At 41.9% G+C, this 25,971-nt stretch carries 29 protein-coding genes and 2 pseudogenes; 25 read left to right on the top strand and 6 right to left on the bottom strand.

The window, feature by feature from the left end:
• Positions 1-181: 181 nt before the first annotated feature.
• The 3 genes from XBJ1_RS06035 to XBJ1_RS06025 all read left to right on the top strand — a co-directional run bounded on the left by XBJ1_RS06035 (position 182) and on the right by XBJ1_RS06025 (position 3,163).
• A complete protein-coding gene (locus XBJ1_RS06035; protein ID WP_012987936.1) occupies positions 182-931 on the top strand; it encodes an SDR family oxidoreductase in 750 nt (249 codons plus the stop codon).
• 146 nt (positions 932-1,077) lie between these two features.
• On the top strand, positions 1,078-1,758 hold the full coding sequence (locus XBJ1_RS06030) for an epoxyqueuosine reductase QueH (protein WP_038198543.1): 681 nt from the start codon (positions 1,078-1,080) through the stop codon (positions 1,756-1,758).
• Positions 1,759-2,170: 412 nt separating this feature from the next.
• Positions 2,171-3,163: an alpha/beta hydrolase family protein gene (locus XBJ1_RS06025; RefSeq protein ID WP_012987933.1), complete on the top strand. Its 993-nt coding sequence runs from the start codon at positions 2,171-2,173 to the stop codon at positions 3,161-3,163.
• Positions 3,164-3,554: 391 nt separating this feature from the next.
• On the opposite strand, the gene XBJ1_RS06020 is transcribed toward XBJ1_RS06025, so the two are convergent.
• A complete protein-coding gene (locus XBJ1_RS06020; RefSeq protein WP_012987932.1) occupies positions 3,555-4,370 on the bottom strand; it encodes a helix-turn-helix transcriptional regulator in 816 nt (271 codons plus the stop codon).
• Between the two features lie 1,448 nt (positions 4,371-5,818).
• Between XBJ1_RS06020 and XBJ1_RS06015 the strand changes: the two genes are divergently transcribed.
• Together XBJ1_RS06015 and XBJ1_RS06010 are read left to right on the top strand one after the other, a co-directional pair.
• The gene (locus tag XBJ1_RS06015; RefSeq protein ID WP_012987930.1) at positions 5,819-6,310 is read left to right on the top strand and encodes a bactofilin family protein; all 492 of its coding nucleotides are present in this window, start codon (positions 5,819-5,821) and stop codon (positions 6,308-6,310) included.
• A gap of 111 nt (positions 6,311-6,421) precedes the next feature.
• Complete coding sequence (locus tag XBJ1_RS06010; RefSeq protein ID WP_012987929.1) at positions 6,422-6,964, top strand: GNAT family N-acetyltransferase; 543 nt, start codon at positions 6,422-6,424, stop codon at positions 6,962-6,964.
• A gap of 81 nt (positions 6,965-7,045) precedes the next feature.
• Here XBJ1_RS06010 and XBJ1_RS06005 read toward each other — a convergent pair whose 3' ends face one another.
• Positions 7,046-7,663 carry a phage repressor protein CI gene (locus tag XBJ1_RS06005; RefSeq protein ID WP_038185746.1) on the bottom strand — a complete coding sequence of 206 codons (618 nt, stop codon included), beginning with the start codon at positions 7,661-7,663 and terminating at the stop codon, positions 7,046-7,048.
• Positions 7,664-7,872: 209 nt separating this feature from the next.
• On the opposite strand from XBJ1_RS06005, the gene XBJ1_RS06000 reads away from it, so the two are divergent.
• The 14 genes and pseudogenes from XBJ1_RS06000 to XBJ1_RS22940 all read left to right on the top strand — a co-directional run bounded on the left by XBJ1_RS06000 (position 7,873) and on the right by XBJ1_RS22940 (position 17,913).
• Positions 7,873-8,211: a DUF5347 family protein gene (locus XBJ1_RS06000; protein WP_012987927.1), complete on the top strand. Its 339-nt coding sequence runs from the start codon at positions 7,873-7,875 to the stop codon at positions 8,209-8,211.
• Positions 8,212-8,290: 79 nt separating this feature from the next.
• Positions 8,291-10,282, top strand: a complete 1,992-nt coding sequence (locus XBJ1_RS05995; protein ID WP_012987926.1) for a replication endonuclease — start codon at positions 8,291-8,293, stop codon at positions 10,280-10,282.
• 113 nt (positions 10,283-10,395) lie between these two features.
• Complete coding sequence (locus tag XBJ1_RS05990; protein WP_012987925.1) at positions 10,396-10,608, top strand: hypothetical protein; 213 nt, start codon at positions 10,396-10,398, stop codon at positions 10,606-10,608.
• 15 nt (positions 10,609-10,623) lie between these two features.
• On the top strand, positions 10,624-10,863 hold the full coding sequence (locus tag XBJ1_RS05985) for a DinI-like family protein (protein ID WP_232503307.1): 240 nt from the start codon (positions 10,624-10,626) through the stop codon (positions 10,861-10,863).
• A 232-nt stretch (positions 10,864-11,095) separates the two neighbouring features.
• The gene (locus XBJ1_RS05980) at positions 11,096-11,299 is read left to right on the top strand and encodes a tail protein X (protein ID WP_012987922.1); all 204 of its coding nucleotides are present in this window, start codon (positions 11,096-11,098) and stop codon (positions 11,297-11,299) included.
• 9 nt (positions 11,300-11,308) lie between these two features.
• Positions 11,309-11,584: a hypothetical protein gene (locus XBJ1_RS05975; RefSeq protein ID WP_012987921.1), complete on the top strand. Its 276-nt coding sequence runs from the start codon at positions 11,309-11,311 to the stop codon at positions 11,582-11,584.
• Position 11,585: 1 nt separating this feature from the next.
• Positions 11,586-12,125, top strand: a complete 540-nt coding sequence (locus tag XBJ1_RS05970) for a lysozyme (protein WP_012987920.1) — start codon at positions 11,586-11,588, stop codon at positions 12,123-12,125.
• The gene (locus XBJ1_RS05965; RefSeq protein ID WP_012987919.1) at positions 12,122-12,628 is read left to right on the top strand and encodes a lysis system i-spanin subunit Rz; all 507 of its coding nucleotides are present in this window, start codon (positions 12,122-12,124) and stop codon (positions 12,626-12,628) included. The genes XBJ1_RS05970 and XBJ1_RS05965 overlap by 4 nt, the downstream gene beginning before the upstream one ends.
• 169 nt (positions 12,629-12,797) lie before the next feature.
• Positions 12,798-13,433, top strand: a complete 636-nt coding sequence (locus XBJ1_RS05960) for a phage baseplate assembly protein V (RefSeq protein ID WP_012987918.1) — start codon at positions 12,798-12,800, stop codon at positions 13,431-13,433.
• Positions 13,430-13,780 carry a GPW/gp25 family protein gene (locus XBJ1_RS05955; RefSeq protein WP_038198539.1) on the top strand — a complete coding sequence of 117 codons (351 nt, stop codon included), beginning with the start codon at positions 13,430-13,432 and terminating at the stop codon, positions 13,778-13,780. The genes XBJ1_RS05960 and XBJ1_RS05955 overlap by 4 nt, the downstream gene beginning before the upstream one ends.
• 8 nt (positions 13,781-13,788) lie before the next feature.
• Complete coding sequence (locus XBJ1_RS05950; protein ID WP_012987916.1) at positions 13,789-14,697, top strand: baseplate assembly protein; 909 nt, start codon at positions 13,789-13,791, stop codon at positions 14,695-14,697.
• Positions 14,690-15,298: a phage tail protein I gene (locus tag XBJ1_RS05945; protein ID WP_012987915.1), complete on the top strand. Its 609-nt coding sequence runs from the start codon at positions 14,690-14,692 to the stop codon at positions 15,296-15,298. The genes XBJ1_RS05950 and XBJ1_RS05945 overlap by 8 nt, the downstream gene beginning before the upstream one ends.
• Positions 15,295-15,906, top strand: a pseudogene (locus XBJ1_RS22945) (phage tail protein); the annotation flags it as partial. The gene XBJ1_RS05945 and the pseudogene XBJ1_RS22945, both read left to right, overlap by 4 nt.
• Positions 15,907-16,734: 828 nt before the next feature.
• Complete coding sequence (locus XBJ1_RS22940) at positions 16,735-17,913, top strand: tail fiber protein (RefSeq protein ID WP_430515365.1); 1,179 nt, start codon at positions 16,735-16,737, stop codon at positions 17,911-17,913.
• Between the two features lie 117 nt (positions 17,914-18,030).
• Here XBJ1_RS22940 and XBJ1_RS05935 read toward each other — a convergent pair whose 3' ends face one another.
• On the bottom strand, positions 18,031-18,930 hold the full coding sequence (locus XBJ1_RS05935) for a GNAT family N-acetyltransferase (protein WP_012987913.1): 900 nt from the start codon (positions 18,928-18,930) through the stop codon (positions 18,031-18,033).
• Between the two features lie 426 nt (positions 18,931-19,356).
• On the opposite strand from XBJ1_RS05935, the gene XBJ1_RS05930 reads away from it, so the two are divergent.
• Positions 19,357-19,626 (top strand): tail fiber assembly protein, encoded by a 270-nt coding sequence (locus XBJ1_RS05930; protein ID WP_080515950.1) that lies wholly within the window; start codon positions 19,357-19,359, stop codon positions 19,624-19,626.
• Between the two features lie 44 nt (positions 19,627-19,670).
• Here the strand turns inward: XBJ1_RS05930 and XBJ1_RS20635 are convergent.
• Together XBJ1_RS20635 and XBJ1_RS19555 are read right to left on the bottom strand one after the other, a co-directional pair.
• Positions 19,671-21,042: pseudogene (locus XBJ1_RS20635) on the bottom strand (IS3 family transposase).
• Positions 21,043-21,110: 68 nt separating this feature from the next.
• Positions 21,111-21,176: a tail fiber assembly protein gene (locus XBJ1_RS19555; RefSeq protein ID WP_430515364.1), complete on the bottom strand. Its 66-nt coding sequence runs from the start codon at positions 21,174-21,176 to the stop codon at positions 21,111-21,113.
• A 23-nt stretch (positions 21,177-21,199) separates the two neighbouring features.
• On the opposite strand from XBJ1_RS19555, the gene XBJ1_RS21290 reads away from it, so the two are divergent.
• Both XBJ1_RS21290 and XBJ1_RS05915 read left to right on the top strand, forming a co-directional pair.
• Entirely contained in the window at positions 21,200-21,517 is a 318-nt protein-coding gene (locus tag XBJ1_RS21290; protein ID WP_143827631.1) for a hypothetical protein, read from the top strand.
• Positions 21,518-21,588: 71 nt separating this feature from the next.
• On the top strand, positions 21,589-22,134 hold the full coding sequence (locus XBJ1_RS05915; RefSeq protein WP_012987905.1) for a tail fiber assembly protein: 546 nt from the start codon (positions 21,589-21,591) through the stop codon (positions 22,132-22,134).
• Between the two features lie 48 nt (positions 22,135-22,182).
• On the opposite strand, the gene XBJ1_RS22385 is transcribed toward XBJ1_RS05915, so the two are convergent.
• Positions 22,183-23,445 (bottom strand): phage baseplate protein, encoded by a 1,263-nt coding sequence (locus XBJ1_RS22385; RefSeq protein ID WP_049778805.1) that lies wholly within the window; start codon positions 23,443-23,445, stop codon positions 22,183-22,185.
• 393 nt (positions 23,446-23,838) lie between these two features.
• Between XBJ1_RS22385 and XBJ1_RS05900 the strand changes: the two genes are divergently transcribed.
• From XBJ1_RS05900 to XBJ1_RS05890, 3 genes are all read left to right on the top strand, one after another.
• Positions 23,839-25,011 carry a phage tail sheath protein gene (locus XBJ1_RS05900; RefSeq protein WP_012987902.1) on the top strand — a complete coding sequence of 391 codons (1,173 nt, stop codon included), beginning with the start codon at positions 23,839-23,841 and terminating at the stop codon, positions 25,009-25,011.
• Positions 25,012-25,022: 11 nt separating this feature from the next.
• Positions 25,023-25,541, top strand: coding sequence for a phage major tail tube protein (locus XBJ1_RS05895; RefSeq protein ID WP_012987901.1), 519 nt, complete (start codon positions 25,023-25,025; stop codon positions 25,539-25,541).
• Positions 25,542-25,646: 105 nt separating this feature from the next.
• Positions 25,647-25,964 carry a phage tail assembly protein gene (locus tag XBJ1_RS05890; protein WP_012987900.1) on the top strand — a complete coding sequence of 106 codons (318 nt, stop codon included), beginning with the start codon at positions 25,647-25,649 and terminating at the stop codon, positions 25,962-25,964.
• The last annotated feature ends 7 nt before the right edge of the window (positions 25,965-25,971 follow it).

The following is a 25,971-nucleotide window of genomic DNA, read 5'->3' as shown; positions in this document are numbered from 1 at the left end:
TCAGTGTTGCAAAAAAGAGGGTGACCATAGATATTTTCTGTCTTTTTTATTTGTAATTTATATTTTTTAATATATTTATTATGTTTATTATTGTTGTCAGTTTGGATTATTAAAAATATATTGAAAAATTATATTGTTTGTAACAAAAATACTGTATCCACTCATATAAAGGGAAACGACCATGTTTAACTTAAAGGACAAAATTGCGTTTATTTCCGGAGGAACGAAAGGTATTGGCAAGGGTATTGCTCAGGTATTTAAGCGAGCGGGTGCCATTACCATTATTTCCGGTACTAACAGGGCAAGAGGCGAGGCGATTGCAAAAGAGCTGGATATTGATTTTATTCCTCTTGATGTGACGGATCAGGCGGCATGCAAAAATGTGATTGATGAGATTGTCGAAAAATATGGCAGGCTTGATATTCTGTGCTCCAATGCTGGTATTTTTCCGCAACATTATCTTAAAGACATGACTGCTGAAGATTGGGATTTAGTGAATACTGTCAACCTCAAAGGAACATTTTTATTGGTTCAGGCTGCATTGAATGTTATGGAGAAGCAACATTATGGCCGGGTCGTGCTTACATCATCGGTGACAGGGGAGATGACAGGTATTCCGGGTTACAGCCATTATGGTGCCAGTAAGGCGGGTCAGTTGGGATTTATGCGCAGTGCGGCGCTGGAATATGCAGGTCAGGGTATCACCATTAATGCCATTATGCCGGGTATGATTATGACAGAAGGCTTAAAGGCATTTGGTGAAGATTATCTACAGCATGTTCAATCTACAACGCCGATGCGCGTTTTAGGGTTGCCGGAAGATATCGGCTATACGGCCTGTTTTCTTGCCTCCGACGAAGCAAAATATATTACCGGACAGGCGATTGTGGTTGATGGCGGGCAGATACTGCCAGAAGTGCAGGGTGCTTAAGACCTTGATGTGATAAAAACCGTTTTTTCTTTTCCACCATTGCCGTAAGGCAGAAGAAAAAGATAAGATAATCACCCAATAAACACAGGGAGAGGAATTATGTTCTCTCCCTGATTTTTTGTTGTCTGAATCAGGTAAAGAATATTATGTCACTGAACTATGAACGTAACCCGCTTCCGCTACCAAACGGACACAATAAAGTGTTATTGCACTCGTGCTGTGCTCCCTGTTCCGGGGAGGTGATGGAGGCTATGCTGGCTTCAGGAATTGATTTCACGATATTTTTCTATAATCCGAATATTCATCCCCTAAAAGAATATGAATTGCGCAAAGATGAAAATATTCGTTTTGCGGAGCAGATGGGGATCCCCTTTATTGATGCTGATTATGATCGTGATAACTGGTTTGAACGTGCGAAAGGCATGGAAAATGAACCTGAACGCGGTATTCGTTGTACCATGTGTTTTGATATGCGTTTCGAGCGGACAGCTCTTTATGCTTATGAACATGGTTTTCCTGTTATTAGTAGCTCGCTGGGTATTTCACGCTGGAAAAACATGCAACAAATTAATGAATGTGGCGTCCGTGCAGCTTCCCATTACCCCGACTTAACCTACTGGGAATATAATTGGCGTAAGGGCGGCGGTTCTTCCCGCATGATAGAAATCAGCAAACGTGAGGAGTTTTATCAGCAGGAATATTGTGGCTGTGTTTATTCCCTGCGGGATACCAACCGACATCGTTTATCGACCGGACGGGAAAGAATAAAATTGGGTACAGTATTCTATCAAGCGGAAAGTGATAAAAAAGATCACGAATCAAATTGACGTTCAAGGTTATACTCTCTATTCATTGTTAGTACACACACCTGCCAGTTATTGCTATGTGACTGACAGGTGTTTTTTATGTTATTATTTTATTTTATTTTATTTTATTTTATTTTATTTTATTTTATTTTATTTTATTTTATTTTATTTTATTTTATTTTATTTTTAAATAATAACTCAGTGATGAATTCAAATGACACAGGATTGACATTATATTCATTAATAATACAATTGGTTTATTTTTCATAGAAAAGAATGATATAGTGCAATAATTCAATTAAATAGCAGGTTTATCATTTATATATATTTAATCAATGTAGATGTTTTAAAGATGAAGGGAACGTGATAAAAAGAGAGATAAAGTACTCAATATCCTGCTAAGGATACGGAATTATATATTAAGGTAACACTTATGAAGAAATTTTGTCGTTGGATTAAAATACTGCCTATTATCTCTGTTTTTTTGCTTATTGCGTGTGATGAAGAGAATTACAGTTTTAAGTTACGTAAAGATAATTATGCAGAGGCTCATACTAAATTTAAAACCAATATTGTTGATGAAAGTTTTATCGGAGATGGAAAACCCGCTACTCCACCAAAGGATATCTTTTCATTGGTGTATTATCCTGCTGATGATGGTGATATGGCTGCGTTTCTCAGTGCTCCACCGTTAAATAATGACAAAAAATATCCCGCAGTGATTTGGTTGATAGGGGGATACGGTGGTATTGGCAATAGTGATTTTTTCTGGTCTGAACAGCCCGAGGATAATGATCAATCAGCCTCTGCATTCCGGCGTGATGGGTTGGTATTGATGATACCCAGTTTTCGTGGTGAAAATGTTAATCCTGGGCGCTATGAGATGTTTTACGGTGAATTACGTGATATAGAATCAGCCAGACAATATCTTGCGAAGTTGCCGTATGTCGATCAAAATCGTATTTATTTGGCGGGACACAGTACGGGTGGAACTCGGGCATTATTGGCCAGCGAGTATAGCAAAGGATTCAGGGCTGTTTTCTCATTGGGGGGAATTCCTGATTTGCGTTTACGTCTAGAATATGGGTCAGTTCCGGTGGCTGTACCATTTGACCAAAATAATCCAGAGGAATTTGAACTTCGTTCTCCACGTACTTTTCTGAGTTCTATCAAATCCCCCACTTTCTATTTTGAAGGAGAGAAAAGTTATTGGGATGAATTTGATGAAATAAAACAAATTGTAGAGGATAAAGGTATACCATTGCATATCTACGCTATTCAAGGCGGGGATCATTTTAATATTATTTTACCTTTAACCAAGATGATTGCAGAAAAAATCTTGAGTGATACAGGCGAGAAAACGAACATTCAATTTGATGAACAGGATATTCTGAAGATTCAATATCACCTTCCGCTGACTGATTAATGTATTATATTGACTATACCTATAGTAAATAAATTTATATATGTAATATCACGGTTTGAAAATATAAAAGTCAAAAAAAAAGGCCTGCATAGACAGGCCAAAGGATACGGTGAAGCATAAAACCCTAGTGTAACTTAGCGGTGATGGGTCACATCGACTATATGTGAGATAAAATACTGCCGTCCAATGGATTGCACAGATCGATCAAAGGAAATTGATCGATAAAAACGATCATATTTGATCGAACAAATAGAAAAACGCAGATTTTTCCAGTTGGATGAGGGACTTACGGCTTTTCAGTTTGATCTAAAATATCTTTACATAAACCTGGAAAGCCTTGATTAATAATAATTATTGTTACTCAACAAACGATAAATAGTTATGTGAGTGACTAATCTTTACCATATCTGGCGCGATTGGGGGTACAACCAAAACGCCGACGATAACTTTGGGTAAAATAGGACTGGCTGGAAAAACCAGATTCCAATGAGATATCGGCGATGCTCATTTCACTGTTCAGTATCAATTGATGCGCATAAAGAATACGCTGTTCACTGATCCAGGCGCGTGGCGATGTACCATAGACGCTGTTAAAAAGTTCCTTGAATGAAGTTAATCCCATACCGAACTCGCGGGCAAAGTCATTGAGCCGCCATTCCTTGAGATAATGTGCGTCCATAAATGTTTGCAGGCGTTCTACCTGACGGTTACTCAACTGTCGCAATACCGACATCAGTAATGCGCCCTGTTTGCTAAGAGAAAGCAATAATAGTAATTCTTCAACCCTGAGCTGAATCAGGGCAGGAGGGTAATCATGAGCCAGCAGATTGGCCAGCCCACGGATACTTTCCGTCAATAGGGGGAACTGACTGAAGGGAATAAGCCTACGGGCCGGAAAATTATGTCGTTCAATTTTACTCAGTAACGATCCGAAACGTTTTAAAAAACTGCGCAGAAACTCCATTTGTAAGGGTAGCCATAATACCTGACAGTTTTCTGTATTGGTTTTGGCTACGTAGCTCCCCGGATGGGTAAAAAGGATTTCATTCGATGTGATATAGTAAGTATTGGTGCAATCTTTCCATATCATTTCTCCATCGAGTAAAACATACAGCCCTCTTTGTTTATGTTCGAGGGTATTGAAATCAGGTATGGTCAATAGATGAGTACAAATACTCTTCTGGTTTAAGCCTGTCGTCCTTTTCATGTAATACTCCTAATCTTCCGTATCATGAGTAATCATTTTTTGTGATGAGTGCATGGTGTATTTATTTATTTTATTAATTAATAGATGTTGGAAAAGCCTTTCATTTGGCTCTCGAATTATGCTGATAGCATTGAGTGCGAAGTGAAACAGTATTGATAGATATCGAAATAGCATGTATAACATCAATTAAATCACTTTTTGTATTATATCTCTAAATTAATATTTGTGTTAGGTTTCAGTGTTAAAATTTGCGCTATAAATTTATTTTTATGTTTTTTAAAGGTATTAAAGCAAGTTTATTTATGACTTGTTTATTTTTTATCTCATGGTCTTTAATGCTTTTATAATTCACTTGCTGGAGAGCTGTTCATTACTGTCATTTAGGTGGTTTTATACTTTTAATCCTATTTAACCATACTAAATGACAATTTTTATCATCAAAAATATGTCAGTTAATATGTGTAATTATTTGATTTTAAAAATTAATTATAAATTATTTGCTCTATTGGGCAGGTAAATAGACTCCCACTATTTGTATAACAAGTAAATAGAGTAAGCGAGTGATATAGATAGATTATTTTTAAATTTAGCCAGCCAATTGCACGGTGGCATTGAAAAGAAAGTTAACAAAATTGAGCATGCGGATTTTTAATATATAAGCGAACGTGATCTGATTTTTATGTTTCGATTATTTTTATAAGTTAACATTAAAACACTGTTTCGTCATTTTTTTAAAATCACTCGTGTTTTTGTCCTCCTTTATCGCTTAAAAAACCTCTCATGACGAAAGTCAATAATTTATATCAGATTGTTATCCTTAGCTTTTATGGGGGGGGATATAATTACAGAGTTTGAATCGTGATATTTAATTTCGGTTGCCATATTGTTAATCATATCAGTCAACTGATCTGAAATGTTTTCCACATACCAGACATGATATTAAATTATTAGTATTTTGTTTATATTGTTGCAATATTATTAATTTATCTGTTTTTTTATTCAAAATAATAAGTTAAATCTATAAAGATGGATTTTTTATTCTGGGAATATGGGATAATTAAACGAAAATTCAGAACGTTAAACTTAAGTAGTAACGTTATCCGTGTAATAGCGCTATAAATGCCTCGGTTATAGCTGAGTAGATTGTTTTTTATACTTGTATAATGCCAGGATGAATTTTCACAGCCTTTCCTCGTTACCTGCTAAGGCATATGCATAGATATAGATATAGTTGCTGATGAAATATAAGAAAAAACTACAAGAACGAGAAAGATATGGAAAGGTATCGTTTTTCAGATAACGCTTTTTTATACAGTGTATGGCTCCTTTGGGGGGGTGCCTTAGGGCTATATTTGTATGGCGCTCATCTCGGTTGTGCCATAACAGCAATTATATCTTTTCTAGCCTTGGTACTTTACTTTACAAATATGAAACTGAGAATAAATGCTATGTTTGGAAAAAAAACTGAGGCACCAGTTGCCAATCCTGTTACGCCAATCATTTCTACACAGCCTGAAGATAAAAAAAACCTCAGTGTTGAAACGCGTTCCAATACGATTATTGCGAAAAATTCGGTATTTAAAGGCGATATTGAGATGGAAGGCGATATTCAGGTCTGGGGAAAAGTCGTTGGTAATATTCGCGTAAAAGGTGGTGCTATTCGTGTCATGCATGCCGGAAAAGTTGAAGGTGAGCTTAATGCGCCAGAAATTATTATTGATGGCCATGTTGACGGTACGTGCTGTGCGGAAACGCTGGATATCCTGGAGCACGGCGAACTACGTGGTATCAGCCGTTGTGGAAGTATGTCAATCCGGCGTGGCGGTTTATTTGTCGGTCAGTCTGAACAGGTCGAAAACAAGAAAAAGCCGGATATTGAGCGGGTTGTTTCCATCAAAGAGAATCCGGCAGATAAAGCGAAAGCCAAAAATAGTGCTTAATATTGGATAATAAAAATCCATGCCATAGCCGCCGGAAAATGTGTATCATTTTCCGGCGGTTTTTATTTTGACGGCTGAATGATTTTTATCCTGAGTCTTTAAGGAGGCGTTATGATTATCAAACTGGAAACAGAAAGATTGCTACTCCGTGGCTGGAAAGAAGAAGATCGTGAGCCTTTCTTTCGCTTAAATAGCGATCCTGAAGTGATGGAATTTTTCTTTAATACACTGAATGAAGAGCAAAATAATATTCTTGTTGATAATTTGATCCGTAAGTTTGAAACGCAGGGTGGCTGGGGATTATGGGCAGTTGAGCGAAAACAGGATGGTGCATTCATCGGCATGATTGGGCTAAATATTCCCAGTGAAGAGTCACCCTGTTATCCCTGTGTCGAAATTGGCTGGCGGCTTGATAAACCTTTTTGGGGCAAAGGTTATACATGTGAAGCGGCTCGCAGGATTTTTGATTTCGCGTTTACAGACGCGGGGTTGGACGAAGTTGTGGCATTCACTTCCGTACTTAATTACCGCTCAGAAAGTGTGATGAAAAAACTGGGCATGATCAGAGATGAAAAAACATTTCTACATCCTTTGGTGCCGGAAGGTCACCGATTGAGAGAACATGTTCTGTATCGGATCCGGCGTTCAAGTTGATGGCATGATAGAGTAAACATTATCAAGGTTATCCCGACAGGCAGGATAACCTTGATGGAAACCATGTTGTTACCCAGATAGTTATTGTCTGGATATCACCAGAACCACGCGGCCGATGAATTGAATGTCGCTGACTGAACAGTCAAAAGTGACGTCATCATCGCTGACACGGATTTTACTGACAGGAATTTTGGCGATCCTTTTAATACTGTGCATACCTTCGATATCCACCAGCCATAAGCCATCCTGAATATTGTCTCCCTGAGCATCAAGCAGATACCATGTCACGCCATCATCAACAACCAACGGGTTGTTAAGCTCTTTGGAAATCAATTCGCTGTCCAGGATCACTGGATTAGCCTCGTTCAGTTTACCTCCCGATAACTTTATACGAGGAATTGATGGCGCGATGATATCTTCCAGCCGTTCTGTTTTACCACTCTCTCCATCCGAAAACATTTCTCCCTGACCTGTGCTTAACCACAGCAGTGAAGCGCCAGTTTCGAGATTACACTGGATGATCCAATCCGCTGGAAAGCTATCACGAAGATAGCGGTTTGCCATTGTGCTTTTGGAAACGCCCAAATGGTCACTCAGGGCTTGGCGTGATTTAAATCCATACGCGCGGACAAGACGCTCAATAGCGGGTCTTCCCCCACTATCAGCCCCCATTTTTATCTCAATATTGGTATTTTTCATTGACAGTACAGATAAGGGGTATTAGTATCCCACAAAAGTTCTCTAAATGAGATCATTTGTGAGTCCGAATTGGTTAAGCTGAAAACCATTGAGAGATATTGCATCATGAACGTCCAGATTTCAATCTTTATACCTGATATTGACAGCGATTTGGGGATGGTTTGCGAGATTCAGGGAAGAGTGCTGGGGATAAAACGGTGAGGGAAAAAATGGCGAATACGGAAAAAGAAAAATTTGCCCAGATTAACCTTGGCCAACGGCTGGAAGGATTGAACCATTTATCGCGGATCAGGGCGACATACTGGGGTGACGATGAAAAAGAGTTAAACCGGTTTTTTGCTGACATGCGCGACAAAAAGGACAGTTATTACGAAGAGAACAAGCGGGCGTTATCCGCCATTTTTTATTTGGCGAATATTCCGCGTGCACGCCACGAAAGTGAGCTTGAACATTTTACCCCAGAGGAAAAACAGGCTCTGATCAAAGCAATGAATCATATTAAAGTTGTTGTCAGTCAGTTTCCTAAGTACTTGAAGTTATCTAAGTAATCACATTTTTTGAACACGTTTTTTGTACAAATGGCATGAGTACGTCAGGCACTCGCACATCCTGAATATGGTGGAATTGATGAATAGTGGTTTTATCACTACGGAACATAACGGTGATTATCCTATTGCCAAAGGCAGGCAGTCTGGCCTGTTTCAGCCAAGCATACCGCAGGGTGTGTCAATGGCTGAACGTTTATTATGGGATGTCAACGCGGAAGATCACCAATGGCGCCACCAATATATCGGGCAGATGCCGGATTTTCTGGCGAAGTACTTCAGCCGCCGTTATGTTGGCATCTTTAACCATTCAGGCCGCCGTGATGCGAACGCCTTTCTGAGAAGAACAGTTGGACAAAATGTCTTGCCACGGTTGCAGTTGGTTAAGGCAAGATATTCATTCACTCATCATATATCGGGACTAACACCTTTTCCTTTTATTGAGCAATTGGAAAAGGTGGTGACATGCGATCGCAAACAGCTTTTGAAGCTCGCTCATGAAATATCTGTTTTTATTGCGAGCAACTATGAGCACTATTCCTTGCAGTCTTCTCAACAATATCAAGCCGCGCCTGTGGACAGTGAAAGTAAATTGTTCCCCCGTGTCGCTAAGTTATACCAATTACTGGCGAAGCTGACTTTACAATGTGGCACAAATCCTCCTTATTGGCAGCGTTTTAATCATGGGCGTAAAGTACCATCTGTTGATCAACTTTGTGCAGGTATGTTGCGGATGATGTCTGCCCGCTGGTGGTATTTTCGGTTAAAACGTCTACGTGATATCCAGTCTGAACATATGGCAATTGCGGTTGGGCAAGTACAAAAAGCCGCATCGCCTTATGTTTCGAACCATGCTTTGCGTGAATGGTTGGAACAGAAACGCCGTAACCGTGAGTTTTTCAAACATTTTGATTTGGAAAATGAGAACGGAGAACGGATTTCGCTGGCGGAAACGGTGGTTCATAGTAATGCGAATCCCGCAATCCGACGTTGTGAATTGATGGTCAGAATGCGTGGTTTCGAAGATGTCGCCGACAAAATGGGATGTGTTGGTGAATTTTATACCATCACGGCGCCGGCAAAATACCATGCGGTTCAGCATCAGGGCGGGTTTGTCAGACAGTGGAATGGTGCGACGCCTCGCGATACTCAACGCTACCTGTGTGGTATATGGGCAAAATCCCGTGCCGCAATCGCCCGTGCCGGCATTAATTTATTTGGTTTCCGAGTGGTGGAACCGCACCATGACGGCACTCCTCATTGGCATATTCTGCTGTTTATGTTGCCGGAGCATCAGCGGCGGGTCAGGGCGATCCTTGAGCATTACGCTTGCCAGGAAGAGAAAGCTGAATTGCAGAGCGATGATGCCAAAAAAGCGCGTTTTGATTACAGAATCATAGATCCTGATAAAGGGAGTGCGACAGGCTATATCGCTAAGTATATATCCAAAAATATTGATGGTTATGCGCTGGAAGATGAAAAAGATCATCAAACCGGCGCACCTTTGCGCGATATGGCGAAATCGGTGACTGCATGGGCGAGTCGCTGGCGCATTCGCCAATTTCAGCAAATTGGGGGAGCGCCTGTTTCTGTTTGGCGGGAACTACGCCGTCTCGGGGAAGTGCGTTTAATGGATAACAAAGTCAATGCGGTTTTGCAGGCAGCCGATGAAGGCAATTGGGCCGCTTATATTCAGGCACAGGGCGGGCCGTGGGTTGCGCGCTGTGATTTGACTATTCGTTTGTCTTATAAACATATCCCGTTTGGCAGCCCTTATGGGGAAGATGTTTACACCATACAAGGGGTGACATCACCATTTTTGTCATGTGTGGAATTTATCTGCACACGTATTCATCAATGGACTCTTGTACCGAAATCAGAAGCTGCTCCGACATCAGGACAGATTGTCTATAAAAGAAACACTGAATGGCCCTCTTGGAGTTCTGTCAATAACTGTACGGATGGACAAGTGGATAGGGCAATGAAGGGGTATGTAAATTACAGGATTGATGAGGATGATAAATTAATCAATATGGCAAATATTTCTGCAAAAACAGCACGTAATAGGTATTAATTATCAAATTTAGTCACTAGAAAAGGTAAAAACTTCTTTAATTTTTCACACATTACGTGTACTGTATATGCATACAGTTTTATATGGAGGCGGGTATATCAGTGGACTCTCTTATGGAATCATTGGTAGCGCAACGTATTAATTTTATTGCCAGAATGGCAACAAGTTGCGAATGCAATCATGCGGAAGACAAAGAGCTGGCGTTGGTCTGGATAGCTGAACTATCTGCGCCTCATGAAAACCGACTTAACGTCCATAGAAATGACTTAGAAAACAATTTATTGTTCGAGAAAGCATTAAAAAATTCAGGTTCAACAGACGAATAAATTTTGCAGGTGAAAATGATGAAAGTGGAGATACTTTTCGATAAACGAGCTAATGTTTCTGAATCAGTGATGTCTGCACTTGAAAGTGAACTAAAAAAAAGAATTTTACCGCAGTATCCCGATACGCATTTTAGAATTGCAGTCAGCAGCAGTAGCTCCGTAAGAGTGACAGGAACCAAAGACAGTAGTAAGCATGACCAGATGATGGAACTTATTCAAAACGTCTGGGAAGATGATAGCTGGTTGCCAGATTAAACCCGACAGGGTATTGATATTCTTCAATGGATGACAAGTTATAATGGATTATGTAGCACGGGGGCAGGAAATAATTTCTTGCCCCCGTGCTATTTAGTATGTATTTACAACACGCGTCGATGTTCATTTGTACTATTTTCCCAACAATGCCACTTCATTGAGGTATTTCTCTGATTATTCGATCATAACTCTCCGATTTACTTACTATTTCCTACAAAGGAAAGGAGAGTGTATGCAAGTTATTGCACAACAAAATGAGACAGTTGATGCCCTGTGCTGGCGTCATTATGGCCGAACGCTGGGGATGACGGAACGTGTGCTGTTGGCCAACCCTGGTCTGGCTGATTTTGGCGCGGTATTGCCTCATGGAACGAAAGTTGAAATGCCGGGATTCATGCCCACGACCACTAAGCCGATTATCCAGCTCTGGGATTAAGGGGTATGCATGGATAAATACAGTCACGCAACTTATGCCTGCGCCAGTATTACTGCCATTTTTTCTGGCCTTTCTTTATATGAGTGGAGTTTTCTTCTCGGGGTATTCGCCAGCATTTCCCTCGGTATTCTGACTTATCAGCTCAACCGTCGGGAGCAGATGAAACGTACCTTGATTCTGAAAAATATCCTGAAAAACATCCTGGAAAACCTGGATATTGAGTCTGCGTCGAAATCAGCCAAGATAGTCAGCGAGTTGATACATCACGCACCAAGAGAGCTGTGATATGCAGGATATCAAAACCAGGTTCAGCCGAGTGATCATTGGCCTTATTATTGGTGGTGCTAGCTCTTCTGTCATTCTTTCTCAATTTTTGGATGAGAAAGAAGGCAACCGACTGTCTGCCTATCGAGATGGCGGCGGCATCTGGACAATATGTCGCGGCGTGACGCGCATTGATGGCAAAGCGGTATATAAAGGAATGAAGCTAGCGCCTGAACAATGTGATGTTTTGAACCGAATCGAAGCCGACAGGGCGATTGATTGGGTGAAAAAGAATGTGCGCGTTCCGCTGACTGACCCGCAAATTGCCGGTATTGCCAGTTTCTGTCCGTATAACATCGGCCCCGGAAAATGCTTTTCCTCCACTTTTTATCGCAAACTCAACGCCGGCGATAAAAAAGGTGCGTGTGCAGAGATCAAACGCTGGGTCTATGATGGTGGGCGTGACTGCCGAAAAACTCAAGGGCAGCCGAATGGCTGTTATGGTCAGGTTCTGCGGCGTGATCAAGAAGCTGAACTGGTGTGTTGGGGGCTGGATAAATGAAGAAAGTATCTTTACTTGTCAGCGTCAGCCTCGTTATTGGGGGATGTTTTGGCTGGTGGGGACACCGTTCACTGTTTCTCAGTGAATTGACTGATTTGAAACAGCAACATGCTACTCAAATCGTTGCTATCAATCAGAAGGCGCATTCGGAGACGTTAGCCACAATCCAACAGATGAAGGATGCGCAGAACAGAGTTGCGCAATTGGACGAATACTATTCAGGAAAATTAACCCATGTTACCGAAGAGAATGCTGCCTTACGTGCTGACATTGCCGCTGGTTATCGTCGGGTGCAAATCGCCGCCGCCAACCTTGCTACCTGTCAGCTCACCCAAAACCGAGATACCAGCTCCCGCAGCGTGGGCGATGAAACCCAAGTCGAACTCACTACAAAAGCTGGACGTGCTATTTACGATATCCGAGCCGGAATCATCAGCGATCAGGCCAAATTAGATTACCTGCAACAGTATGTACTTGAAGTCGTTCGTCAATGTAAACCGTAAATATTATCCTTCACTTAAGTATCGTTCAGCAGACCCCAAAAGCCTTTTTTCACGTTGGAAGAAGGCTTTTATTTTATTGATTTTACGTGTTTTTTGAACGGGGTTTGTATGACATTTCCTACAAACCCCGTTTAATGTCTACCCGGTTTTTTCATGGCATTCTTACGTCATGAACACACAACTCACTGAACTGCTGCGCTTAATGCGCAACCTGATCCGAACCGGCGTCATCACCCAAGTGGACACCACAAAGGGTATGTGCCGGGTTGCAACAGGCAACCTTGAAACCAACTGGCTGAACTGGTTGACATCCAGGGCGGGAAACTCCCGCACTTGGTGGGCGCCCAGTGTCGGTGAGCAGGTTTTATTACTGTCCATAGGCGGAGAACTGACCACCGCCTTTGTATTGCCTGCGATTTTTTCAGATGAGTTTCCGGCGCCATCAACATCATCAGAAGCGACGCATATCCAGTTTCCTGATGGTGCAGTGATGGAATATGAACCGCAATCAGGCGCATTGACTGTGATCGGCATCAAAACCGCGACAGTGACTGCTTCGGATTCCGTCCATATTACCGCACCGGAAATCACCTGTGTCGCCAGTACCAGAATCACACTGGATACACCGGAAGTCATCTGTACACAGCTAATGAGCACGGGGAATTTGATCGTGCGCAATGGCGGCAAAATGACGGGCAATATTGAACACACCGGCGGCACATTCAGTTCCAACGGCGTGGTCGTGGATTCCCATAAACACACCGGCGTCAGGTCAGGCGGTGACACATCAGGAGGCCCCGTATGATGTATCTGGGAATGAATCGGCAAACGGGCCGAGAACTGACAGATCTGGCTCACGTCCGGCAATCCGTCAGTGATATTTTATTAACTTCCGTGGGTAGCCGCATCGCACGCCGTACTTACGGTTCGTTGCTGCCAGAACTAATCGATTGGCCACAGAACCCGGCGCTCCGGCTTCAGGTCATGGCGGCCAGCTATACCGCCATCAGCCGTTGGGAGCCACGTGTGATGCTTATGTCAATCACAATGGAGACCCGGCAGAACGGTGAAATGGTGGTGGATATTGCGGGAACTTATCATCAATCCGCCAAAGAATTTTCACTTTCTATTCCGGTGAGCCATTCCCGGTGAGGTAAGTCATGCCAACAATCGATTTAAGCCAGTTGCCACCACCGGATGTGGTGGAACCACTAGATTATGAACAACTGCTGGAAGAGCGCAAAGAAGGATTGATCTCGCTCTATCCAGAAGAACAGCAGGATGCGATTGCACGAACTCTGCAACTGGAATCAGAACCTTTGGTCAAATTGCTGGAAGAGAACGTTTATCGCGAATTGCTCTTGCGTCAACGTGTCAACGAAGCCGCCCGTGCGGTGATGGTGGCCTATTCGACAGGCAGAGATCTGGATCAATTGGGTGTGAACAATAACGTAGTCCGAATGGTTTTGAGCCCTGCGGATAACTCCACCGTACCACCGACACCGGCGGTAATGGAATCTGACAACGACTACCGTGTTCGCATCCCGCAGGCTTTTGAAGGTTTGAGTGTGGCTGGGCCAGTTGGCTCCTATGAATTCCATGCCCGCAGTGCGGACGGTCGGGTTGCTGATGCTTCGGCTATCAGCCCGTCACCAGCCAATGTCACCGTGACTATTATGTCCCGTGAAGATAAAGGCGTGGCATCGAAAGAGCTGCTGGATAAAGTCGAAAAAGCGCTGAACGACGAAAACGTGCGTCCGGTGGCGGATCGCCTGAAAGTCCAATCGGCGAGTATTGTGGAATATGAAATTGATGCGGTGCTGTATATCTTCCCGACACCGGAATCAGAACCGATCCGCAAAGCGGCTGAGCAGAAACTGAAATACTACGTTGAAGCACAACATCGCTTGGGGCGTGACATTCGCTTGTCGGCAATTTATGCCGCATTGCATGTGGAAGGCATCCAGCGTGTGGAGCTGAAAGCCCCGCTGAAAGATGTGGTGCTGGATAAAACTCAGGTGTCTTACTGCACCAAAACCACACTGATGATGGGAGGTTCAGATGAATGATCGCCTTCTGCCGATGGGCTCAACCCAGCTAGAACTTGCTGCGGCCAAAGCCTGTGCCGAGTTGCAGAAGATTAAAGTGCCGCTGCGTGAACTGTGGAACCCAGACACCTGTCCGGCAACGTTGTTGCCCTATCTGGCATGGGCGTGGTCAGTGGATCGCTGGGACGAACACTGGTCTGAGAGCATCAAAAGAGAAGTGATCAAAAGCTCGCTATTCCTGCATAAACATAAAGGAACGATTGGTGCAATTCGGCGGGTCGTTGAACCGCTGGGGTATCTCATTCGCGTAAAGGAGTGGTGGCAGACCAATGATGTACCAGGCACCTTCCGGCTGGATATTGGTGTACTGGAAAACGGCATCACCCATGAAATGTTCGAAGAACTGGAAAAACTGATTTCTGATGCTAAGCCAGTCAGCCGTCATTTGATTGGGTTAGACATTAATCTGGATACGCGCGGTGAGTATTACTACTCAGCAGCCAGTTACAGCGGTGATGAGCTGACGGTTTACCCCTATTTCGCAGAACAAGTAACGGTATCCGGCTCAGACGTTGTGGGTATGGGCATACATATTATTGATGACATGAGGATTAGACCATGAGTACCAAATATTTTGCGCTGCTGACGCAGCTAGGCGCAGATAAGTTGGCGAATGCTGCGGCATTGGGTACAAAAATTGAAATCACCCATATGGCCGTTGGTGATGGTGGTGGCAGCCTGCCGACACCAGATACTAAGCAAACCAAACTGATTAATGAAAAGCGTCGTGCCGCGATCAATACGTTGAGCATCGATCCCAAAAACACTAACCAGATCATCTCTGAACAGGTTATCCCTGAAAGTGAAGGTGGCTGGTGGATCCGTGAAATCGGTCTGTTTGACAAAGATGGCATTCTGATTGCCGTCGGGAACTGCGCGGAAAGCTACAAACCACAATTACAGGAAGGTTCCGGTCGTACCCAGACCATCCGCATGATTTTGATTGTCAGTAGTACCGAGTCGGTGACCTTGAAAGTTGACCCGTCTGTGGTTCTGGCAACTCGCGAATATGTTGATGACTCCATTCAGAAGCATTCAAACAGCCGTAATCATCCTGACGCGACGCTGAAAGAGAAGGGATTTGTGATCCTGAGCAGCGCGGTGGACAACAACAGCGAAACCCATGCGGCAACACCGAAAGCGGTGAAAGCGGCGTATGATTTTGCTAATGCGGCGAATAATAATGCCAACGGTCGCGTGCCATCTGGTCGCAAGGTGAATGGGAAAGCATTGTCGGAAGATATCCATCTTAAGGCTTCTGATGTAGATGCATATAACAAAACTGAAACCGATGCACGGGTGAATGATGCCAAAGCACAGGCGAAAGCTGCGAATGATAATGCCGATGGCCGCGTTCCAGCGGGGCGTAAGGTTAATGGTAAAGCTCTGAATGCGGATATTGCGCTGAATTCTGGGGATGTGGGTGCATATTCCAAAGGCGAAACAGATACTCGGGTTGATGAAGCGAAAGCGTTGGCTAATACTGCAAACCAGAATGCGGCTAATGCAAATAATAATGCGAATACTCGTCTGGAAAAAAACCAGAATGGCGCGGATATTCCGAACAAGCCGAAGTTTGTAGAAAACCTCGGTTTGGCGGAAACCAAAAATCAGGCCCAGGACGCAGTGCCCAATTCAAGGAAGGTGAATGGGAAGACATTGACGGGGGATGTGACCCTGAGTGCGGAGGATGTTCAGGGAGAGCCCCGTTTTAACCAGACGATAGATCTAACGGGTTTGAGTAGTGATCGGTATTATCCGGTATGGTGGAAATTCCCGTTTAATGAGCGTGGAGCTAATTCATGGCTGACAATACACCGTAATTACGCCGAGAATCGGGAGAATAAAAATCCATTTGGGAAAGATGTAACTCATTTAGCAGGGCTAGAGGTACAAATAGAAGGAAGCGATACACTCTGGGGAGGAGATGCTCAGTACCTGAATATAAAACGGATCAATCAACGTTATCGTAATACCGTCAAAAAGATTCAGTATGGCATGATGAGTATTGCAAGGTCTGTTGATGGTAAGTACCCTCTATACTATGATTGGAAATCTGGCGATATCACAGAATGCCGTGTATATAGTGGATGTTATTTACGAGGAGGATTAACCTATCATGTTACTAGTAATTTCAATAACTTAGATTATTCCCGTAAAGAAGATGAAGTAGAAATATGGCATGGCGTAAGTGATTCTGATAAGCGGGAGATTAAATGGACGGTTAAATCTTATGCTATTGATGATCCTCTATTAGGAAAAGATTATGACGATACGGTGCTGCCTTATGCGCATGATTACTCAGAAACCATCAATTTAGCGAAAAATGCTTATCCAATCACAGGTGGAAGACTTAATGGTGAATTAGTTGCTTCAAATGTTGTTATCTCTCAAGGAGATGGAAGACAGCATTTTTCACTTAGAGATAATGATGGGCAAACACGTGCTTGGATATATAAAGACAAAGGTGGTGATGGAATACATATAAATAATGGCTATGATGGTGGTGGAGAATGGATTTTAAATAAAAGTGGTGAAATGTATTGCCCTGGTACAATAAGTTCTTATTTAGAACACACCATTAGACATGCTGGTTATGGGAGAATTAATTATGTCCATCAAAATACTGGAGATTATATCTTTTTAGAAACAACTGAAGATGGAAAAGGCATCTATTTCGTTCAACGAAATAAAGATCATAACAATCAATGGGTATTACGTTTCCCTCAAAAAGATGGGGTTGTAGCGACAACTGATGACATAGCTAGCACCAATAATATTCCTGTTGGCATTCCTTTACCATGGCCACAAGAAACACCACCTCCTGGTTATTTAATTTGTAATGGTGAAAGTTTTGATAAAGCTAAGTGTCCTCAATTAGCATTAGCGTATCCATCTGGTGTATTACCTGATCTACGTGGTGAATTTATTCGTGGTCTGGATGCAGGACGTAATGTTGATTCTGGGCGTAAGGCACTATCATGGCAGGCAGATGAGTTTAGATCCCACAATCATGAATTTGAAGCTATAAGGAACGAAACAGGTAATTCAGTATGGGCAGACTTCTTTGGAACTGGTTCTGATTTCGGCAGAAAAAAATACCCAGTTAGTAATAGTGGTGGTAAAGAAACACGTCCTCGTAACGTTGCATTTTTATATATAGTGAGAGCAGCTTAAATAATTACTAAATATATTTATTATTGGATTAATAAATATATTTAATCCGCGAAGTAAAATATTCCTCTAATGACCCCTAGGTGATTTAATTACCTAGGGAATCAAAGGTAAATTATTTTAAATCAGTGTAATCGTTCTGCCTATTGGGTAAATGTTACTCCATCTTAATTTATAATCTCGTGATGGTCTACCAAATGAAAATCTAACGTTATCAAACTCATTCACAGCTTTATATATATTACTCCATATCAGTAGTGAACCAATAGAATACTTAGCTAATTCAGCAGATCTATCCATTCCAGCCTGAATAAATTCAATATTTGTGTGATGATGGAATTGAGTTTTTGTAATGAAATGAAAAGCGCAAGGTTGGCCTTTAAAAAATAAAACATTACCAAAAATCATAGGTTTTATTAAATGAAATAACTCATTTATCATTTCTTTATCAAAACTACATGTCCCCCATCGTTCTTCTACAAGTTGAGAATAAAAATCGGTTAATTCATCCGCACTAAATATTTGAACATCTACTAATTCACCACCAAATTTCATAAAGCTATTTAGTCTATATTTGTATTTTTTATTTGATTTTTCTGATAAAGGCTTAGCTAAACATAATGATCTTTTGGCATTATGTTTGAAAGTTAAATTAATAATATTTTCTGAATTTAATGGTGAGATGAACTTCGACTTAATCGGTAATAGAAAACGAGCATTTTCACTTGAAGGTATCACTATTTCATCATTTGGTACAACAATACCTATTTCATTTGATAAAGGACAAGCAGGATCATTAGCTAAGTATTTATTATCCCATACACATATTGATGTGTTAATAGAATTTCTATTTTTATTTATGAAATATTTTTCTTTAAAATTATATCGTTCATGGATAAATTTTAATACGAGAGGATGAGTGGCTAAGTTACCACCAAAAGAAAAATAAGACTTTTCGTATTCAGTGAAGTTTGTTTCTTGCCATCCGAAAAGTTTGCATTTTAGGTCGAAAATATTCATAGAGAGTGCTCGTTTTTCTATGCTGCTTGGCAGTATCTGATTTTATTGGGCTAATTCTAACGTATTGAGATTCAAAAATCTCACAGGAATGTTATTGTTCAAGTTATCATTCACATTTTTTAATCTATGTTCCTACTCCCAATGTATCAACAAGCCCCTCATACATGGCTTGTGAATCATAACCGTGTGAAGTATCAAAAGTAATTAGCTGTTGAAGGTAACCATTTCTTTAAATTGAGATAATTATGAATACCAGCATTAAACATGATAAAATAAAACCAATCTACAGCGATTATTTTTACAGTGCAGCCACTCCAGTTTTTTTACAGGCCATATGATAAACCGAGTGACTATCCAGATTATTTGAAACCGATCAGCGATGAATTACATCGTCAGTTATTTAATGGCTAGGCGAACAGGAAACGGATTATTGCTGACGCTAATGGTCTGCCCATATTGGTAGGCCCGCCACCTCCCACGCCAGAGGAATTACAAGTGCAGACTGCAACAAAACGCCTGTATCTATTAAATGAGGTTGATACGCAAATTATGCGGCTAGAGCGTATCACCCGCAGGGAAATAGCAACGCCAGATGAGCAAAAATGGTTTGATGCATGGGAGCTGTATAGCATTGAACTGCAACGACTGGACACCACAGCAGCACCTGACATTGACTGGCCTAAAGCGCCAAAATAACAATCAGGGGCACATTGATCTGACCCCAAAAAGTTAGACATATATTATATCCCCATAATGGATTGAGTTCTGTACTCAACCGGACTCAATCCATTCAATTTAATTTTGATTCTGTCATGATTATAGTAATAAATATAATCGGTTATCGTCTTTTCCAACTCATAGATTGAGCTAAATTCCACTCCGTGATAACACTCAGATTTCAATATTCCAAAAAAACTCTCCATAGCGGCATTATCTAAACAGTTACCTTTGCGAGACATGCTTTGTATGAGCCCGTTTTCTGTTATTTGGTTCTGATAATGAATCATCTGGTACTGCCAACCCGGGTCGGAATGAATCAGGGGTTTCTCATGTGATTTCAGCTTTTCCATTGCATCAGATAACATATTTTTAACCAAATCAAAGACCGGCTTACGGGAAGTTCGGAAAGCAACTATTTCTCTATTAAAGAGATCCATCATGGGTGACAGGTACAGCTTTTCCCCCGGTGGTTAAATTCTGTGACATCTGTCACCCATTTCATATTAGGCTGTTCTGCTTCAAATTGACGGTGCAAGAGATTATCCGCAACAGAGCCGGTTTCTCTTTTGTATGAATAGTATTTTTTAGCCCTTATCCGCGATTTCAGCCCCATCGTCTGCATTAACCGCTGCACGCATTTATGATTTAAATGAATCTGTTGTTTTCTCAGTGCTAACGTTATCCGTCTGTACCCGTACCGACCTTTATGCTGATGATAAATATCATAGATATGGATTTTTACATCAGCATATTTATCTTTTTGCTGAGTCTTTTTCTGGTGGTAGTAGGATGTACTGCGTGATATCTCTGCAACCTTCAGTAAAGTTTTCAGCGGGAAAAATTGCCTCAATTCGGTGATAATTTTTGTTTTTGCTGATATGTGTTTTCTTCCTTCCCAATTAAGGCGGTGAGCTTTTTTAGATAGGCGTTCTCCGCCCGTAAATAAGCTAACTCATCCAAAAGTTCAGGGGGCGGTTTTGCGCTTTTTGTGGACTCCGGTTTATATTGGGTGGCAGCGTTGCGCGTACATGCTTTTCTGCTCCTTTTGCGGGGCTTCAGTAGCTCAATGCCCCCTTTTCTGTACAAAGCCAACCATCGAGATATCATCCCTGTATCTTTCAGTTTAAAGCGTTTCATGGCTTCAGATAATGAAAGTCCTTCGTGTTGGATGGTCAGTACGACATGCTTTTTAAATTCAAAAGAATAAGACCTGTTCAATGATTTTTTCAGTCCATGCTCACCATGAACGCGATAAATATCAATCCACTTGTTTACCAAATTACGATGCAGTCCGAAAAGTGATGCGGTTCGACTGTATCCGCAATCTGGGTGTGATAAGTAGTGCAGAACCACTTTCAGCTTGAATGTCTGAGAATATCTTTTCTTCTTCATAAAAAGCACCCCTTAAGTTGAAGTATAGCGTCCAACTTTTGGGGTGCAGATCAATGTGCCCCTAATAATCACTCTGGCGCTTTAGGCCAGTCAATGTCTGGTGCTGCCGGACAGTCTACACGGTTCAATAGCACACAGTGTCGTTTCCACGCTGTCAGTGCTGCCCGTTGATAGTGAACGTATTCCGCTCAGTTATGAATCACCAACTCTGATAAGAACGGTAGTTCTTGATTATGTAGGGGGAGTTCGTGCAGAAGCTATTGGCATTCCTTTCGATAGTGCTGATTTTACAACTCAAGCACAACCTAATACCGCGAAAACTCCTAATAATCAACCAATACCTGGTGGAAATACTGATTCAGGAATATCAGGAATAGTCTCTACAGCAGCTTTAAGAGTGTCTGACTGGGCTTCTTGGTGGTTTAGCACCCGTCCCCGTAACATCGCATTTTTATATATAGTGAGAGCAGCATAATGAAATACACAACTGATATTAAAACACCAGAATTTGATGAAAATGGTTTTGCAACGTCTAATGGCTGAGTAATGGTTTATCGGACTAATACCGAAACAAGAGAATATATTTGTGCAGATATGGAGCGCATTGTCGTTGGCGTTAGCCTGTCTGCTGGAGCTTATTCAGATGCTCCAGAACTACCAGAATCGGTAGATATCGCTGTTTGTCGTAGTACTGATGGAAAGTCATGGATTAATGTACCGGATTACCGTGGAAAAACTGCCTATCACATCAAAACCCTAAAACCTATGAAAATACAGTCAATTGGCGAAATACCTTTTGAATTAACTCTACTAGAACCTAAGACTTTATTCGATAAATGGGATGGGAAACAGTGGGTAACTGATCTTAATGAACAGAAACAACATGATTTAAAGCAAATAGAAAATCAAAAACAATCGCTGTTACAGGAAGCCGAAAAAAGAATTATTCAATTGGAACGTAAGGTTAGACTTAATATGGCCTCAAAGGAAGAAATTTCACTATTAAATGAGTGGGAAGTTTATAGTGTTAAATTGATTGATATTGATATTTCAGGTATTAACAAACTTGGCTGGCCTAAAAAGCCAAATTAGTATTCAGGGGCAAGAGCCCCTGAATACTATATTATATAAAAAACCAAATTAAGAAATACGGTACCACCCCATTAACATAACATAAGAGTTAGTAACATCAAATCCTTCCCCTTTACCAATTTCTGATGTTGTACCACTAACATTATGAATATGCTCACCACCCCATGATGTATGCCCAGTCCAAGTACGAGATGCGTCAAATGTAGTAAGTTCTTTCCAGTGGTCAGTATAGTCTACGGCTGGTTTATTCTGCCCATTTCTAGCAAAAGCACCACCAAAAACATCATCCCCATGTTGAATAACACTTGGTAGATAACCAGTAATGTTCATATCTCCACGACTATGATTATGACCGCCTGCATTACTAGTATTTGCGCTAAAAGAATGACTGTGCTTAGGTATTTGGTTGACAGATAACCATTTAGTATCATTCCCACCCGTTGATAACACATTTGAACCATTAGCAGCAGCCAAGCGAACAGTTCTATTTTCGCCAATATATTTCCACGATGTCCCCGGAAATAAATTATTTGGATTTTTATTCTGAGCAAACCATACAACTATTCCTACAGGATATAGCATATCTGTAATATCAGATCCGTAAGGCGTTACTGTATCATCATAATCTTTTCCTAATAAAGGATCATCAATAGCATAAGATTTAACCGTCCATTTAATCTCCCGCTTATCAGAATCACTTACGCCATGCCATATTTCTACTTCATCTTCTTTACGGGAATAATCTAAGTTATTGAAATTACTAGTAACATGATAGGTTAATCCTCCTCGTAAATAACATCCACTATATACACGGCATTCTGTGATATCGCCAGATTTCCAATCATAGTATAGAGGGTACTTACCATCAACAGACCTTGCAATACTCATCATGCCATACTGAATCTTTTTGACGGTATTACGATAACGTTGATTGATCCGTTTTATATTCAGGTACTGAGCATCTCCTCCCCAGAGTGTATCGCTTCCTTCTATTTGTACCTCTAGCCCTGCTAAATGAGTTACATCTTTCCCAAATGGATTTTTATTCTCCCGATTCTCGGCGTAATTACGGTGTATTGTCAGCCATGAATTAGCTCCACGCTCATTAAACGGGAATTTCCACCATACCGGATAATACCGATCACTACTCAAACCCGTTAGATCTATCGTCTGGTTAAAACGGGGCTCTCCCTGAACATCCTCCGCACTCAGGGTCACATCCCCCGTCAATGTCTTCCCATTCACCTTCCTTGAATTGGGCACTGCGTCCTGGGCCTGATTTTTGGTTTCCGCCAAACCGAGGTTTTTCACAATCTATTGATCCCAACGATCCGGCGTCAAAATCCCACCCCATACACCTAGAAGACTTAAAAAAACGGCCAAAATAAGCCATTTTTGGCTATCAAAAAATAACCAAAATAGCAATTTGTCTATAAAAATGTGGATAAGTATAAATAATGAACTGATATAGCATGAAAAATAATCAATTTGAGTGTGTTATTTGAGCAATTTGGATTTCTATCCAACAACACCTGTAAATATCCTCAAAAACACCCTGATAATTAATATTTATTCATTTAATAATCTGATTTAAAACAAAAATATCAAAACGCATTTGTATCCACTGCCACACATTTCCCATCGAATGATTTCCCCCACCCAATCCGTCAATATAGCGGCACACCTTAACAGGAGAACGCTAAAATGGCACAAGATTATCATCACGGCGTCCGTGTACAGGAAATCAATGAAGGTACTCGCACCATCACCACAGTTAGCACCGCTATCGTGGGTATGGTTTGTACTGGTCCTGACGCAGACGAAAAAACATTTCCATTAAACACTCCAGTTTTGATTACTGACGTTATGAGCGCCAGTGGCAAAGCAGGGAAAAAGGGAACTTTGTACTCATCACTGAAAGCGATTGCTGATCAGGCTCAGCCTGTCACCGTCGTTGTTCGTGTGGCTGAGGGCGAATCTGAAGAAGTAACCGTTTCTAATATCATCGGTACTGTCACTGATGCAGGTAAGAAAACCGGTATGCAGGCACTGTTGGCGGCGCAAAGCCAGCTCGGTGTTAAGCCTCGTATTCTGGGTGTTCCAGGTCTGGATTCAAAAGCGGTTGCGATTGAACTGGCCAGCGTTGCTCAGAAACTGAAAGCAATGGCGTATGTCAGTGCTTATGGCAGCAAAAATATCTCTGAAGTCATCAAATACCGCGACAACTTCAATCAGCGTGAGCTGATGCTGATTTGGCCGGATTTCTTGAGCTGGGATACTGTTTCCAATAGCGAGTCTATCGCTTATGCAACCGCTCGTGCTCTGGGCTTGCGTGCCAAAATCGACGAGGAAACTGGCTGGCACAAAACACTGTCCAACGTGGGTGTTAACGGTGTAACCGGTCTGTCTGCTGACGTCTTCTGGGATCTGCAAGATACCGCAACTGACGCTGATCTGTTGAACAAGAGTGGCATCACTACGCTGATCCGCAAAAACGGCTTCCGTTTCTGGGGCTCCCGTACTTGCTCTGATGACGCACTGTTCCAGTTCGAAAGCTACACCCGTACCGCTCAAGTTCTGGCTGACACCATGGCTGACGCACATATGTGGGCAATAGACAAACCACTGACACCATCACTGGTACGCGACATCATTGAAGGTATTAATGCCAAGTTCCGCGAACTGAAATCTGGTGGTTACATCATCGACGGCCGTTGCTGGTATGACGAAAAAGCCAACGATAAAGACACGCTGAAAGCAGGCAAACTGACCATCGATTACGACTATACACCTGTACCGCCACTGGAAAACATGATGTTACGCCAGCGCATTACAGATAGTTACCTGATGAATTTCGCTAAAAGTATCAATAAATAAGGGGCTAACTGATGGCATTACCTCGCAAACTTAAATACCTGAATTTGTTCAATGATGGCAACAACTATCAGGGGATCGTGGAAGAACTGACTCTTCCTAAGTTAAGCCGCAAGCTGGAAGCTTATCGTGGCGCCGGCATGAACGGCAGCGCAATGGTGGATCTGGGTCTGGATGAAGGCGCATTGGATGCGGAATTCACTCTGGGCGGTATTGAATCTCAACTGTATAAGCAGTGGGGCATTGCGACAGCAGATGGCGTTATGTTGCGCTTTGCTGGTTCTTTTGAGCGCGAAGATACCGGTGATGTGGTTGCGGTTGAAGTTGTGATGCGTGGCCGCTTCCAGGAGTTCGATCACGGCACTTATAAACAAGGTGATAACTCTCAGACCAAAATCACCGCGAAAAACACTTATTTCAAACTGACATGGGATGGCGAAGAGCTGATTGAAATCGACACCATCAACATGGTTGAGAAAGTGGGCGGAGAAGATCGTCTAGAGCAGCATCGCCGCAATATCGGTCTTTTTTAATCGCTTTTTTAGCAATTAGATTTTTTAAAACTTATTTCCTGTCTCATCGGAGTTTGAACCATACCTGCTGGGACAGGTTTTTAATCGGATAAACAAGGTTGAACCATGACAGAAACACTGAACACTCAAAATGACGATCTGCGCACCATCGAATTGGAAGCTCCATTGGCGCGAGGTAACGGCGAAATCACGGAAGTGATGGTACGCAAGCCTACCAGTGGTGCATTGCGCGGTGCACGTTTACAGGCGCTGCTGGAAATGGATGTGGATTCTATGCTGCTTGTCCTGCCGCGTGTTACCACTCCTGTATTGACCAAAAATGACCTAATGATGATGTCACCCGGTGATCTGATTAATCTCAGTGTGGAGGTGGTCAATTTTTTGTTACCGAAGTCGGTCAAGTCCGATTCCCAGAACAATTAACCGTTGA

This window comes from Xenorhabdus bovienii SS-2004 (assembly GCF_000027225.1).
In the GTDB taxonomy this organism is placed as follows: domain Bacteria; phylum Pseudomonadota; class Gammaproteobacteria; order Enterobacterales; family Enterobacteriaceae; genus Xenorhabdus; species Xenorhabdus bovienii_C.
This window is presented reverse-complemented; position numbering and strand designations above follow the sequence as displayed.